Source organism: Streptomyces sp. BRA346, from assembly GCF_052851135.1.
In genome coordinates this window covers 68730-83442 of the sequence record NZ_JAIWIH010000009.1, presented here as the reverse complement: position 1 = coordinate 83442, position 14713 = coordinate 68730, and the positions used below count along the sequence as shown (strand labels likewise).

9 protein-coding genes are annotated in these 14713 nt (G+C 71.9%); all 9 read right to left on the bottom strand.

Annotated features, from left to right (window positions below):
• Positions 1-2: 2 nt before the first annotated feature.
• Positions 3-1979, bottom strand: coding sequence for an alginate lyase family protein (locus LCH29_RS14590; protein ID WP_446462149.1), 1977 nt, complete (start codon positions 1977-1979; stop codon positions 3-5).
• Positions 1976-4174, bottom strand: coding sequence for a bi-domain-containing oxidoreductase (locus LCH29_RS14585; protein WP_446462148.1), 2199 nt, complete (start codon positions 4172-4174; stop codon positions 1976-1978). The genes LCH29_RS14590 and LCH29_RS14585 overlap by 4 nt, the downstream gene beginning before the upstream one ends.
• Entirely contained in the window at positions 4171-6126 is a 1956-nt protein-coding gene (gene asnB, locus LCH29_RS14580; RefSeq protein ID WP_446462147.1) for an asparagine synthase (glutamine-hydrolyzing), read from the bottom strand. Before asnB ends, LCH29_RS14585 begins: the two co-directional genes overlap by 4 nt.
• 3 nt (positions 6127-6129) lie before the next feature.
• On the bottom strand, positions 6130-7653 hold the full coding sequence (locus LCH29_RS14575; RefSeq protein WP_446462146.1) for a Wzz/FepE/Etk N-terminal domain-containing protein: 1524 nt from the start codon (positions 7651-7653) through the stop codon (positions 6130-6132).
• Complete coding sequence (locus tag LCH29_RS14570; RefSeq protein WP_446462145.1) at positions 7650-9047, bottom strand: Wzz/FepE/Etk N-terminal domain-containing protein; 1398 nt, start codon at positions 9045-9047, stop codon at positions 7650-7652. The genes LCH29_RS14575 and LCH29_RS14570 overlap by 4 nt, the downstream gene beginning before the upstream one ends.
• Positions 9044-10324 (bottom strand): glycosyltransferase family 4 protein, encoded by a 1281-nt coding sequence (locus LCH29_RS14565; protein ID WP_446462144.1) that lies wholly within the window; start codon positions 10322-10324, stop codon positions 9044-9046. The genes LCH29_RS14570 and LCH29_RS14565 overlap by 4 nt, the downstream gene beginning before the upstream one ends.
• Entirely contained in the window at positions 10314-11639 is a 1326-nt protein-coding gene (locus LCH29_RS14560) for a nucleotide sugar dehydrogenase (RefSeq protein WP_446462143.1), read from the bottom strand. Before LCH29_RS14560 ends, LCH29_RS14565 begins: the two co-directional genes overlap by 11 nt.
• 70 nt (positions 11640-11709) lie before the next feature.
• Positions 11710-13188 carry a sugar transferase gene (locus LCH29_RS14555; RefSeq protein ID WP_446462225.1) on the bottom strand — a complete coding sequence of 493 codons (1479 nt, stop codon included), beginning with the start codon at positions 13186-13188 and terminating at the stop codon, positions 11710-11712.
• Between the two features lie 648 nt (positions 13189-13836).
• On the bottom strand, positions 13837-14550 hold the full coding sequence (locus LCH29_RS14550; protein WP_446462142.1) for a TetR/AcrR family transcriptional regulator: 714 nt from the start codon (positions 14548-14550) through the stop codon (positions 13837-13839).
• Between the last annotated feature and the right edge of the window lie 163 nt (positions 14551-14713).

Here is a 14713-nt window from a genome sequence, read left to right as displayed (position 1 = left end):
CCCTAGCCGCGGAACCTGAGCACGGTGGTGAACCCCTCCGCGCCGCCGGTGAATCCGGTGCCGACCAGCGTGGTGGTGGGTTCCTTGCGCCCGAATCCGGCGGAGTACCAGCCCAGCGGCGGGTCGGTCTCGCCGCGATGCGCCTGCCAGTTCAGCTGCCCGGGCAGGTCGAGCACCGCGGAGCGGTCCTCGCCGTCCCGGGTCCAGGTGAGCTGGGCCCGGTGGTCCGCCAGGTCCGCGGCGATCGCGGGGCCGAGGTGGAACGCCAGGCGCACGGCCCGGCGCGGGCCGCGCACCTCTTCGACGACCCTCAACTCCGCGAGCGCGGCCGTCAGCTCCACCCGGCGGCGGTGCACGGAGGGCTGGTAACCGTCGTGCTCGGCGCACCAGCGGGCCGTCCCCCCGGCGGAGGCGTCGGGTGTGTCCGCGACCAGGACGCGGCTGCGGGCATGCCGGGTCCACAGGAACGGGCCGCCGGAGACGGACTGATCACCGCCGTCCAGTTGCAGGGTGTTGTGGCCGAGGGTCGACCGGAAGTACCGCCGCCACTCGGGCTGCCCGTGGTAGCAGAACGTCCCCGGGTCGGCGAGCACGTCGACCCCGTCGTGCCGGACCTCCACGGACAGCGCGTCCGCGTGGGCGTGCGCGGCGATGGACAGGAATCCGTGCGGGCCGCCGTCGCAGCGGCACCAGATCTCTCCCGGACCGCGCAGGATGGTGAGCCCCGCGTCGGCGAAGTGGCCTGGTCGGCTTGGTGGACGGGGCACGGCCGGTGCGGTTCCGTTTTCCGGGTACGGCCGGATGAGCGCGGCCAGCAGCGGGGTGCGCACATCGGTGCCGGTCACCGCCGGCCACCAGGCGAGCCGGCCGAACACGGCGTCCCCGGTGGCAAGCAGCGAGCCCCACCGGTCGGTGCCCGCGCCGTCCACGACCAGACCGTGCCCGTCGTCCGCGTCCCCCTGGCGCGGCGGCCGCAGGCGGCTGTCGACGACGGCCGCGAGCGCGTCGGTCATCCGCAGCAGCACCAGCCGGATCGACGCGGGGACCGGCACGCCCGCGGCATCCGCCTCGGCCACCGCGGCCAGGCCGAGCTCCAGCACGAGTCCGTGATACTCGGTGGCCAGCTCACGGTTGAGGCCGGAGCCGAAGGTGTTGCCGCGCAGGTGCCGCTCCAGCGACCGCAGCGCGTCGGCCCGCCAGCGCGCCGAGGAGGGGAACCACCCGAACGCGCAGGCCGTGGCGAACTGTCCGGCGGCCTCGGCGATGATGTGGTTGTTCGCCGAGGACCCCCGGCTGGGGAAGGCTGCCAGCCAGCGCTGGTGGTGCCAGATCTGGTTCAGCGCCACCGGGTTGCCCTCGAAAAGACCGGCCGCGCCCGGCCAGCCGTCGAGCAGTCGGCGGATCCATACCCAGGACAGCAGTCGGATGCCCAGTTCGATGCCGCTGACCCAGTGCACGCCGCGCAGCGGTGGGTTGGCCTCCCACCACGACCGCAGGTGCGCGGCCACGCGCTCGGCGTACCGCTCGTTCCCGGTGATCGCGTAGGCGGCGGCCAGCACGGTGAGGTACTGATGCCGGGACAGCTCCCAGATCTGCTTGATGTCCCCGACCGCGTCCTCGTTCCGGTACGGCACGTCGAAGGCGTAGCCCGACGGGGCCCGGCGCCCGGTCTTCGGGTCGTAACCCCAGTCCGGGTCGGCCAGGTCCTCGCGGGCCACCCCGAAATATTCGGCGTGCCCGTCCATCAGCCGGTCCGCCTCGGCGATGAGGCGTTTCGCGGCGTCCGGAGGTATCGCGGCGATCGTCCCGGCGGGCAGGACCGCGCTGAACCGGGCGCCGGTCACGCGCGGGCAGTCCGGCCGCGCCGACCGCCACCGCCGCCTGCGCACCGTGTCGCCCACCCGGCCGCCGACCTCCCGCGGTCCCATCCGGGACAGCCGCCGCAGGTACCAGCCCGGACTCCCCGAGCTCACCGTCATCGCGTCCTCGCCAACGTCACCGGCGCACCGTCGGCCAGGCCGGTCTGCACGGCGAGGGTGGCCGCCGTGGTGGCGACCAGCGACTCCAGCGGCACCGGCATCGGTCCGCCCGTCCGCACGGCTTTGATGAACGCGGCCAGTTCGGCGTTCTGCCCCTTGTCCCGGGCCTTGGGCAGGCGCGAACCGACCCACCGCTTGCGGCGGCCGTCGTACACCGTGGCACGGACGAAGTCGTCGAGCCGCAGCGCACGACCGTCCGCGACCAGGTCCAGGGTCTCCTTGGGGAAGCCGGCCGGGCCGGTGGTGACGTAGCTGATGGTGGCGGTGGACCCGTCCGGGTAGCGGAGCACGACCTGAAGGTCCTCGTTGCCGGACGTGGCGACCGCGTACACCGAGACCGGGTCGGCCCCGAGCAGCCAGCTCGCCGTGTCGATGAAGTGTCCGCCCTCACCGGCGAACCGCGAGCCCTCGGTGCCTTGCCGGAGGTACCAGCTGCCGTGCGCGAGGCGGCCCGCGTTGACCAGGTAGCGCAGGTTCGCCGGACCGGTCCGGGCGCCGAACCGCTTCCTGGCCTCCTGGAGCAGCGGCGCGAACCGGCGGTTGAAGCCCACCTGGAGCCGGTCGTTGCCGGACTCCTCCACCGCCGCGAGTATCCCGGCCAGCTCATCCTCGGTGAGGGCCAGGGGCTTCTCCACGAACACGGTCTTGCCGGCCAGCAGCGCTTTTCGGGTCAGTTCGGCGTGCGAGCTGTGCCGGGTGACGATGAACACCGCGTCGATGGACTTGTCGCCGAGCACGGCGTCGAGGTCGGTGGTCGCCTCGGCGAAGCCGAACTTCCGTTTCGCGTTGGCCGCGGACAGCGCCGTCGTGGTGACGACGGTCGACAACACGACGCCGTCGCGCTGTTCGAGGTGCGGCAGCAGCATCGACGTCGCGTAGTTCCCGGCGCCGACGAACGCGAGGCGCGCCGACGTGTTGGCGGACCGGGCCGGGGAGGACGCCCCGCCGCCGCGCCGCTTCACCGGGGGCACGGCCACCGCCGGGGCCCCCGCCTCCTCCGCTTGGCTGACGTGCTCGGGGTACCGGAACAGCACGGCCACGGCCTTGAGGTCGCCGTCCTTCAGGCTCCGGTACGTCTCGACGGCGTCATCGAAGTCGGCGATGTGGGAGACCAAAGGCTCCACGTCGACGCTGCCGCGGGCGAGGAGATCGAGGAAGCACGCCAGGTTGCGGCGCTCGGTCCAGCGCACGTAGCCGATCGGGTAGTCCCGCCCCTCCAGCTCGTACTCCGGGTCGTAGCGACCGGGGCCGTAACTGCGGGAGAACCGGACGTCGAGCTCCTTCTCGTAGTACGCGTTCCACGGCAGGTCCAGGCGGCACTTGCCGATGTCGACGACCCGGCCGCGGTCCCGGCAGAGCCGGGCGGCCAGCTCGACGGGCTCGTTGCTGCCGCCGCCGGCGGCCAGGTACACCTGGTCCACCCCGTGACCGCCGGTGAGCTCGGCGACGGCGGTTTCCACGGCCGGGGAGGCGGGATCGCCGCAGGCCGCGGCGCCCAGGCGCTCGGCGAGTTCGCAGCGCACCGGGTCGGGGTCGGCGCCGACGACGCGGACGCCCGAGGCGGCGAGGAGCTGCACCACCAGCTGCCCGATCAGCCCGAGGCCGATGACCAGGGCCACCTCGCCGAGCTGCGGCGCGCCCTGGCGGACGCCCTGCATCGCGATCGACCCGACGGTGCCGAAGGCCGCGTGCCGCGGCGCGAGGCCGTCCGGGACCGGGGTGTAGAGGTTCTTCGGCACCCAGTTGAGCTCGGCGTGGAGTGCGTGCTCGTTGCCCGCGCAGGCCACCAGGTCGCCGACCTTCACATCGTCGATCCCGGCGCCGACCTGCTCGACCACCCCGCACAGCGAGTAGCCCAGCGGTGTGTAGGAGTCCAGCTTGCCCATCACCTTGCGGTAGGTGGCGGGCACCCCGTTGGTGGCCACGCTCTGCATGACCTTGGCCACCTGGTCGGGCCGGGAGCGGGCCTTGCCCAGCATCGACATGCCGGCCTCGGACACCTTCATGAGCTCGGTCCCGGTGGATATCAGCGAGTAGGCGCTGCGGACCAGCACACCGCCCGGCTTGCACCCCGGCACCGGCACGTCGAGCACCGCCAGCTCGCCGCTCTTGTAGTTCTGTACAACCTGTTTCACCCGAACTCCCCTGATTCCTCAGCCGTTAACCGAGTGCCCTGGCCGGACCCAGAGGTCGCGTCGCGATACCAGTACTCGAGGGTCAGCACATGCCACAGATGTTTGGAGAAGTCCCGCTGCCCGGCGGCGTCCTCGGCGACGAGCCGCTGAAGCGCGTCGCGGCGCAGGAACCCGGAACGGACGAGCTCGCCGTCGTTGACCACCTCGCGCACCAGCGGTGCCAGATCCCGGCTCATCCAGGCGCGCAGCGGGGCGCTGAACAGGCCCTTGGGCCGGTACACGATCTCGCGGGGCAGGATCGAGGTGGCCGCCTCCTTGAGGACGGCCTTGCCCTGCCGTCCGACGATCTTGCGATCGCCGGGCACGGCGAACGCCGCCCTGACCACCTCGACGTCCACGTACGGCACCCGTACCTCGGTCGAGGCGGCCATGCTGGAGCGGTCCGTGTACGTGAGGTTCAGGCCCGGCAGGAACATCCGGGCGTCGCCCAGGCACATCCGGTTGACGAAGTCGTCGAGGTCATTGTCCTGGTAGACATCCGCATGCTCGGTCAGTACGTCCTCGACCGTCCCGGCCAGGTCCGGGTCGACCAGGGCGAGCAGCTCGTCCTGGTCGTACATGGTGTAGCTGCGCCGGAACGCGGTCTCCTCCGGCAGATCGGCGAACGAGAGGAACCGCTTCGCGAAGCGCACCGACCGGAAGCCCCGGCGGGACGTGGCGACCGGCAGCCGGTCCACGGCCCTGGACACCCCGCGCCGCAGGGGCCGCGGGACGCGCTGGTAGCGCAGCGCGATCAGGTTGGCCAGGTGCTTGCGGTAACCGGCGAACAGCTCGTCGGCGCCCATCCCCGAGAGCATCACCTTGACCCCGGCCTCTCGTGCGGCCGAGCAGATCAGGTACGTGTTGATCGCGGCGGGATCGCCGATCGGCTCGTCCAGGTGGTACGTCATCCGCGGCAGCAGGTCGAGCACGTTCGGGGCGATCTCGATCTCGTGCAGATCGACACCGAACCGCTCGGCCACCTGCCGGGCATAGCGCAGGTCGTCCGGCATCGCCTCGAACTTGGCGTCCTCGGCGCGGAACCCGATGGTGTAAGCGGAGATCCCGGGCTGGTGGCGGGCCGCCAGCGCGGTCAGCCAGCTGGAGTCGAGACCGCCGGAGAGGAAGGTCGCCACGGGTACGTCGGAGAGCAGGTGGTGCCGGGTCGACTCCTCGACGATTGAGGCCAGGTCGGGCCGCTCGCCGCTGCGGGCCCGTTCCCGGCCCTCGGCGGCGACGTCCTTCAGGTGCCAGTAACGGCCGCGCTCCACCCGACCGTCGGGCCGGATCCGCAGCCAGCTCCCCGGCGGCAGCTTCTCCGCTTCGCGGAACGCGCACCGTGAGTCCGGTACCCAGTAGTACAGCAGCGAGGCCACCAGCGCCGCATGGTCCACCTCCAGCGCCCCGCCCGTCGCGGCGGCGAGCGCCTTGAGCTCGGAGGCGAACACCAGGCCCGCGCCGCGCCGAAGCAGGAACAGCGGTTTGATGCCCAACTGGTCGCGGGCGAGCACGAGTTCACCGGTGCGCTCGTCGAAGATCCCGAACGCGAACATGCCGCGCAGCCGGGGCAGGCAGTCCGTGCCCCAGCGCCGCCAGGCCTCCAGCAGCACCTCGGTGTCGGAGGTACCGCGGAAGCGCACCCCGGCGGCTGCCAGCTCGGCACGCAGCTGGGGCGCGTTGTACAGCTCGCCGTTGTACGTCAGGACGAGGCCGTCCGAGACCATCGGCTGGGCGCCGGTCCCGGACAGGTCGATGATGGCCAGTCGGCGGTGCCCGAGGTGCACTTCGCCGTCACCTGCGGGGTGGCTGTACCGGCCCGCCCCGTCCGGGCCGCGGTGGGCGAGGGTATCGGTGAGCCGGTCGGTCACGATCTTCCCGTCCGGCCATCGGTAAGTGCCTGCGATGCCACACATGTCCTACTGCGCCTCCTGGTCGCTGTCCGGGACCCGTGCGGCCCGCATCGGCGGCCGCTCCGTCCGCCACCGGCTCGTCCCGTGTCGCAGGGCCGGCCGCTCGCTCCGGCCGCGGAGCGCGGTGTGCAGCCCGTCCCACAGCGTGCCGTCGGTCCGGTCACGCGGATCGGGGTCGATGAGCACCACACCGATCACCGGGATGCGCTGGTCCGCGAGCTGCCGCGCCACGGTGTGCAGCCATGCGGCGCTGCCGTGCCCGGCACGCACGACGAGCACGGTCTGGGTGCCGAGGTACTGGAGGTCGGTCCACGCCGTGCCGGGCGCGACCGAGCCGACTCCGAGTCGGCGCCCCTCATCCGGTACGGCCGCGGCACGCTCGCCGCCGACCACGGTGGGGTCTCCCGGCTTCGGGCGGTGGCCTGCGAGCTGCGAGCCCGGCAGACCATCGATGATGACCACGGGCCCCTCCGCCGCCAGTTCCCTGGCGACGTCCAGGGCGATCACGCTCGTGCTGCGCGCACAGCCCAGTTCCAGCAGCGACACCGGTTCCGCGGAGTCGCGCACGGTGCGGGCCAGGGACGTGGTGAGCCGTGTCCGTGCCGCCCGGGTGCGTCGGCGGTGCCACAGGGGGCCCGACCGGCGGGGCAGCTCCGTGATGACCGAGGCGCCCAGGTTCGCCGCGATGTCCCGGCGCAGCACGGGGCGGTCCGCCACCACCGTGCCGACCGCGGCCACCGCGAGCCCGAGGACGAGCCCGAGGACGAGCCCGATCGCGGCGTTCGTGACAGCGGCCTTGGGCAGGGAGTGCCGCACCGCGTGCGGGGCGTCCACGATCTGCGTGCCGGCGATGAGCTGGGGCGTGCCGATGCGCGCCTCCTCGGCCCGCTGGTCGAAGTCGGCGATCCGCGACGTGAGTTCGGCCCGGCGGGCGTAGAGCGACTCCGTGCTCGCCGACGCCTTCGGGCGGCCGCTCTCCGGCGCTCCGTCACCGATCGCCCTGTTGACCTCGGCGAGTTCCTTCCGCATGCGGTCACGCTGGTCGAGCAGGGCCTTGGCCTCGGCCTTCGCGGTCTCCCGCATCCGCCTCACATGGTCCGCGACGAACGCGTCGGCCAGCGCCTCGGCCCGGGCCTTCGCTTCCGCGTCGCTGTCACCCGCCACATCGATCTGGAGCAGGTTGTTGGTCAAGCCGGTACCCCGGTAGTCCCGCATGAAGTCTTCCGGGTTCTCCGGGGACTTGAGGGACGTCAGGGCCTTTCCGGCGATCCGCGTGGTGTGCAGCAGCGCGACGTCGGTGCGGATCAGCGTTCCGGTGTCGTTCGGCTGGTCCTCCTTGTGCGCGACCAGCACCTTGGTCACCGCGGTCGGCGGCGGTGGCAGCAGGACCGCCAGCGCCGCGCCGACCAGCAGTCCCAGCAGCGCCAAGGAGTACCAGAGGCGGCGACGCCTGCGCACCGCCACCACCAGCGCCTGGAGGTCCAGCAGCGGAGCGGGGGCCGATGACTCCGGCGCCTTGCCCGTCGTCACACTGAACCTCCCGTCGCGTGGCCGCGAACCGCGAGCGCCGGAGTGGCCTCATCCGGAGGAGGGCCTGCGGACCGCGTCGGACGGGCCCGCACCGCGCCGGCGACGACGACGCCGACGACCTCGTGACCCGCGTCCGCACACGCCTCGGCGATGCCGGTGAGCTCCGCCGCGGTCCAGATCCCGGCGCTGATCACCACCAGGGCACCGGACTCGGTGCCGCGGTCCGGCACCAGCGGCCGGGACACCGAAACCCCCACCACCCGCAGCATGGGGTACCCCCTGCCCGAAGAGCCCGGGGAAGGATCGCTGTCGGCCTCGGCGACGAGCTGCCCGGCCGCCCGGCCGGCGATCTCGTCGCCGTCCGGTACGACAACCAGCAGCCGCCGGGAGGCCGGCAGTTGGTCCCGGAGGCGAGCACACACCCGCCGGTAGCGGATCTGCCGGCCGGCCTCGCCACCGGACGGCTGCGGCGCCGGTACGTCCCACCGGGTGTCGATGCCCAGCAGCCGGCGGATCCAGGCCCCCCGGCCACGGCCCTTCGGCGGGTGCGCGGCCCGTTCACCGGGTACGTCGACGGTACCCAGCAGCGCGGAGCCCAGCGCCGCGGCCATCTCCGGTGCGGTGCGCAGCCGGCGGCTCACCCGTGCGGCGGCGAGATGGCCGATGACCGCGAGCAGGCAGAACAGCAGCGCCCCGGCGACGATGAACTGCACCCTCGTCGGCGCTGCCTCGCCGGTCGGCCGGGCCGCCGGCCCCATGACGACCATGTTGGCCTTGTCGGTCGCCGGGTCGGCCTCGTCCAGCTTTTTCATGGCCTCCTGGAGCGCGGTACGCAGCTTCGCGAGCTCGGTGCGGGCCTGCACGCTCTCCACGGTCCGCCCCGGATCGGCCGCCTCGGACAGGTCGGTGATGCGGCGGCTGGCCTGCACCACCATCTGCCGCAGGGCCTCGGGCCGCGCCGCCGCTTCGGAATCGGTGTCGTCCCCCGCGATCCGCGCGGCGAAGGTGACGAATTGATGGGCCACCTCGTCGGAGAGCCGCTGCGCACGCTCCGGGGTGTCGGCCGTACCCGAGATCTTGATGAAGTTCCCGTCGGCGGCCTTGGCGCTCACCCGATCCCGCAGCTCGCTGCCGCCCACCCCGGGCCAGTCGAGCGCGGCGGCCGCGCGGTCGACCACCACCGAACTGGTCGCGATCACCGCCTGGGTCACCAGCTCGCGCTCCTCCCACTGCCCCGGCAGCAGTACCGACGCCGACGTCGTGTACCGCGGCGGAAACAGCAAGGAGGTGCCGTAGCCGACGAGCGCACCCACCACGGCGAGGACGGTGAGAAGCCGCCAGCGCCGACGGACCATCCGCCCGATCGTGACCAGGCGTATCGTGTCATCGCTCAACGGCGCGGCCTCTTCCCTGGCCGCACCGGGCCGCCCGCCGACACCGGAGTGCGGTCGCGGCAGGCGGCGGCGTAGGCGGCGAGCAGCGACGCCTGCGAGTTCCGCCAGGAGAGCGGCCCACTGATCCGCTCCTGACCGAGCTTGCCCATCCGGGCCCGCTTCTCCGGATCGTCCAGGAGCAGCGCGATGAGCCCCGCGAATGCGCCCTCGTCGTTGGCGGGCGCGTAGACGGCGGCGTCACCGGCGGAGACGCGTGCCTCCCGGAGGTCGAACGAGACGATCGGCCGGGCCATCGCCATGTACTCCAGGACCTTGTTCATGGTCGACACGTCGTTGAGCGGATTGCGCGGGTCGGGGGAGAGGCACACGTCCGCGGTGGACAGGTAGCGCAGCAGGTCGGCGTCCGGGATGCGCCCGGTGAACTGCACCTGCCCGGAGAGCCCGAGCCGACGGGACAGCCCCACCATCGCGTCGAAGGCGTCGCCGGCGCCGACGAACACCGCATGCCAGTCGGTCCGTCCGAGGTCGTCGCGCAGCTTCGCGAGGGCCCGCAACGCGTAGTCGACGCCGTCCTGAGGGCCCATGACGCCGAGGTAGCACAGCAGATGAGGCTTGCCGCGCTTCAACTCCGGCTCGGGCGGCACCGGTTGGAACCGTTCGACCGCGGGCGCGCTGCGCACCACGAACACGTCCTCCGGCCGCCGGCCGCCACGGCGCACCGCGACGTCCCGGTAGCTCTCGTTGGTGGCGAGCACGATGTCCGCCGCCCGGTAGGTCCGCCGCTCCAGCGCGCACACGGCGCGGTAGAGCAGGTCTTCGCCGCGGTCGAACCGGGAGAGGTACAGCTCCGGTACGAGGTCGTGCTGGTCGAAGACGAACCGCGCGCCGCGCCGCTTCAGCCACAGTGCCGGCAGGAACAGCAGGTCGGGCGGGTTGCAGGCGTGGACCACGTCGACCGGGCCGACCGTGCGGGCCAGCCGGGCCGTGTGCCACAGCGCCGATCCGTACTCCCGCAGGTACCCGGCCGGTCCTCCGGTGGCCGCGCGCAACGGGTAGCGGTGGATCCGCACCCCGTCGATCTCCGCCTCGGGCTCCGTGTCCCGCTTCTCCCCCCGGGGACAGATGACGTGCACCTCCCAGCCCGCGTCGCGCAGCGTCGTGCACTCCTGCCACACCCGCCGGTCGAACGGCACCGACAGGTTCTCCACCAGGATCAGCGCGCGCCGGCCCGCCCCGTCGCCACCGGCTGTTTCATCGAACGACGTGTCACCAAGCAAGGCCCATGTACCCCGGTTCGGCCCGGCGCGCCTCGGCGTCGGGAAGGCGGATGAGGTCGACGAGCACCGGTCCTTCGCCCTGGGGCAGCGCCGCCAGCACGGCCGGATCCCCGGTCCCGACCAGGCACACCTCGGCGTGCTCGAGCACCTCGCCGACGGAGTCCGTGAGCAGCTGCGCGAGGTGCGGCAGCCGGTTCTCGATGTACTCGCGGTTCGCGCCGATCAGCCGGGAGAGGTTCACGTTGGCGTCGTAGATCCGCAGGTCGTACCCCTTGCCGAAGAGCCTCTCCGCCAGTTCGACGAGCGGGCTCTCGCGGAGGTCGTCGGTGCCGGGTTTGAAGGACAGCCCGAACATGCCGATCCGGCGCTTGCCGGTGCGCTCGACCAGGTCCACCGCGCGTTGCAGATGGTCGGAGTTGGAGGGCAGGACGTGGGCGAGAATGGGCACCGAGACGTCGGCCCGCTGCGCCGCGTGAACCAGGCTGCGCAGGTCCTTGGGCAGGCAGGAGCCACCGAAGGCGAAGCCGGGCCGCAGGTAGGCGGGGCTGATGTTCAGCTTGCGGTCGGCCAGGAACACGTCCATCACCTGGTGCGAGTCCACCCCGAGCGCCTGGCACACCGCGCCCAGCTCGTTCGCGAAGCCGATCTTGAGGCCGTGGAACGCGTTGTCCGCGTATTTGATCGCCTCGGCCGTCGGGACCGGCACCCGGAACACCTCGCCGGGCAAGCCGTCGTACAGCGACGCCACCGCGGCGCCGCTCGCCGGGTCGAGCTCGCCGATGACGGTCTTGGGCGGGTCGAAGAAGTCCCGCACGCTCGTGCCCTCGCGCAGGAACTCCGGGTTGACCGCGACCCCGAAGCCCACCCCGGCCGTGCCGCCGACGTTCTTCTCCAGGATCGGGACCAGCAGGTTCAGGCAGGTGCCGGGGAGCATCGTGCTGCGGAACACGACGGTGTGCCGGCCCCCCTGCTCGGCCCTCTCGGCCAGCGCGGCGCCGATCTGCTCGGTGACCCGCTCCAGATACGTGGTGCACAGGCTGCCGTTGGGCTCCGACGGCGTGCCCACGCAGACCAGCGACACCTCGCTGCCCATGATGGCCTCGCGGACGTCGCCCGTGGCGCGTAACGCTCCGGTCCGCACGACCTCGGCGATGAGCTCGCCGATCCGCTCCTCGACCACCGGCGCCTTGCCGTCGTTGACCAGGTCGACCTTCACCTGGTTGACGTCCACCCCGATGACCTCGTGACCCAGGCTCGCCAGGCACGCGGCCGACACACAGCCCACGTAGCCGAGCCCGAAAACGCTGACTCTCATGCCCCGTCTCTCCCCCCAGGCAGGCCCTTGCGGCCTGCGGTCCGCGCGCAGGTCGGACGACCCTCGCGCATCAGTACGCCCCCTGCCCTTGGAGCACCGCACGCAGCGTCTTCCACAAGATCACTGTGTCCAGGGCGAGCGACCAGTCCTCCACGTACCGCAGGTCCAGCCGGACGGCCTCCTCCCACGGCAGGTCGCTGCGTCCGCTGATCTGCCACAGGCCGGTGAGCCCGGGCTTGACCAGCAGCCGCCGACGGATGTCCGGGCCGTACGCGGCGGACTCCTCCGGTAACGGAGGCCGCGGGCCGACGAGCGACATCGAGCCGGTGAGTACGTTGAAAAGCTGCGGGAGCTCGTCGATCGAGTAGCGGCGCAGCACCGCTCCCACCCGGGTCACCCGCGGATCCCGGCGGACCTTGAACAGCAGCCCCGCACCCTCGTCGCGGTCGGCCAGCTGGGCACGTGCCCCGTGAGCCCCGGCGACCATGGTGCGGAACTTGAGAATGGTGAACTCGCGGCCGTCCTTGCCGACCCTGCGCTGGCGGTAGAACACCCCGCCCCGACTGTCCATCAGCACGAGCAGCCCGACGCACACCATCAGCGGTGCGAACAGCATCAGCAGGATCGCCGCGCCCATCCGGTCGACGACCGCTTTGACCGCCCGGCGGCCTCCGGTGAAGGTCGGCATGCTGACCCGCAGCAGCGGGATCCCGAGCACCGCGTCGACGTGCAGCCGCGGGCCGGCCACCTCCATCAGTACGGGGGCCACGACCATCTCGGTGTCGCTGCCTTCGAGGTTCCAGGCCAGCCGCTGCAACCGGTCCGGTGACCAGTGAGGGTCCGGTGTGACCGCCACGACACGGTAGCCGTCGTGGCGGACGTGCTTGGCGACGTCCGTCAGCCGGCCGACGACCCGCACTCCGTCCAGTTGGTCACCGTCGAGCCCGCGACCGTCCGTCGTGCACACCGCCTCCACCCGCCAGCCGAGGTGCGGGAACTTGCGGGTCCGGGTGATCAGGTCGCGCACGGTGGCCGGGCTTCCGGCAGCGAGCACCGGTCGCAGGCACCGTCCTTCCTTCCGCTGTTTGTGCAGCCAGAGGCGCAGCAGATACCGCGCGGTCATGGTGATGAGCGCGATCGCGGGGATCGCGACGAAGATCCAGAGCTTGATGTTGCGCGAGGTGAGGGCGATCCCGCCGAGCGCCAGTACGACGGTCGCCATGAACAGTGAGCGTCCGAGCCGCCGGAATTCCTCGGCGCCCTGGCCGAGCACGGCCGGAGCCCAAGACCGGCTCACCGCAAGCGCTCCCAGCACCAGCAGCTCGGTGCCGAAGGCGAGAATTCCCCACTTCTCGTGCCAGTTGGCCGCGTCCCGGGCCCCGAAGAAGTTGCCGATCGCCGCCACCACGCAGGCGGTGGCCACGGTATCGCTGGTGATCACGGTACGGCGGTAGCGCTGTTCCCAGTCGATCGCGGGTCGGCCGATTGCCCCGTTCGCCGGCCGCCCGCCCGTCGATAAAAACGGGCTGGCTGATTCCCCCTGCTGCACGGACCCCCCCAGGTCGCCAGTGGGCTCGACGTGTTTGCTCCACACGGTTCCTCCCCCCGGGAGGCCCCCGCCCCCCGCACTGTTCCCCCTCGGGAGGCCCCCGCCTCCCGCGCCACGCTGTTCCCTCCGCCGGAAGGCCCCCACCCCCCGGCGGATGACATCCCGGATATTGCAGCGCTACGTGGACACCCCACCCGGACGGGAACGGACTCGCATGTCCTGCCGGACTCTCGAGGTGCGCGGGAACCCGACCCCGGGTGCTCCCCTCACCCAAGGCCCTCTCGGGCTCCAAGAATTGATCACCCCCACGTCTGGCGCGGGGAACGAGCCTTCTGGCTGTTCGCAACGCCGGACCTGTAGATCAACATTTGTCGCTCGTGTCCAAACATGTGAAGCACGGGTCAATCTAGAACATCGGGGCCGGTCTGAAGAAGAGATGTGTGCAATTTGTGCTCAACCTTTGAAGCCGGATCCATCGAGCGGTGACTGCCCGTGGGAGCCTTGGCGACGAAGACATGCCGTGTGACCTGTGATGACGCGCGTTCTCGGGGGTGTCGGCACCGGCAACCCCAGGTGTCCCGGCGCCGCCAACTGGGCCGCGTTCAGGGCACGTTGGACGGCCCGGCTCCGTTTACGCCTTGGGCGTGTCTACGTCCCGGGGCGGGCGGGGGCCTGTGCCGCGAGGGCGGACAGCATCAGTTCGAGGGCGGGCTCGAAGGAGCTTTCCGCCAGCGCGTCCAGGTCCTCACGTAGGGCGGCCAGCAGCGGATAGGTCTCGGCGGAGACCGACCGATACGCCCGGGTGGACGCCTGGCTGTCGCCCTGCCGTTGGGCGGGGGGCAGCGCGAGAGCGGCCGCGTCCAGGGCGGCGTGACCGAGGACGGTGTCGATGAAGGCCAGATAGAGGCGGAGGGCACGGGCGGGCTCGAAGCCCGCCCGTACCAGGATGCCGACACCGGTCTCGACCGCCCGGAACTCGTTCTCCCGGCGGGTCACCCGGTGCGAGGCCAGCGCCGCGGCGCGCGGATGGGCGCGGTAGGAATCGCGGACCCGCAGGGCCATCTCCCGCAGCGAGCCCACCCAGTCCGGCCCGGGGATGAAGCCCTCCATCGATTGGCCGATGATCCGGTCGGCGACGGCCAGCAGCAGATCGTCGGTGTTGTGGAAGTAGCGGTAGACCGCGCTCGGATCGCAGCCCAGGGCCGCTCCGAGGCGGCGCACACTGAGCGCCTCCGGGCCGTGTTCGCCGATCAGCCGTAGCGCGCAGTCGACGATCAGCCCGGCGGACAGCAGCGTGCCCGAGCGGGTGGGCCGCCGTCGTCTGCGCTCATGAGAGACCCGGTCTCCCGCCGCACCGGCCATGGTGAACCCCTCTCCGCCGCCGTGTCGCTGGTGCTCCGTCGTTGTTCTGGGCAGTGAAGGGCGCCCGCAGCCTTATGTCAACACCATTGACGCAAGACGAGTGGCCGTTGTTCGATGCGCGGCATCCGTACGGCTCTTCCCGTCCCCTCCCTCAGTGAGGAGC

Coding starts and splice junctions, on each gene's coding strand:
- LCH29_RS14560 (WP_446462143.1), bottom strand. CDS start 11,639: ATGAGAGTCAGCGTTTTCGGGCTCGGCTACGTGGGCTGTGTGTCGGCC.
- asnB (WP_446462147.1), bottom strand. CDS start 6,126: ATGTGTGGCATCGCAGGCACTTACCGATGGCCGGACGGGAAGATCGTG.
- LCH29_RS14590 (WP_446462149.1), bottom strand. CDS start 1,979: ATGACGGTGAGCTCGGGGAGTCCGGGCTGGTACCTGCGGCGGCTGTCC.
- LCH29_RS14550 (WP_446462142.1), bottom strand. CDS start 14,550: ATGGCCGGTGCGGCGGGAGACCGGGTCTCTCATGAGCGCAGACGACGG.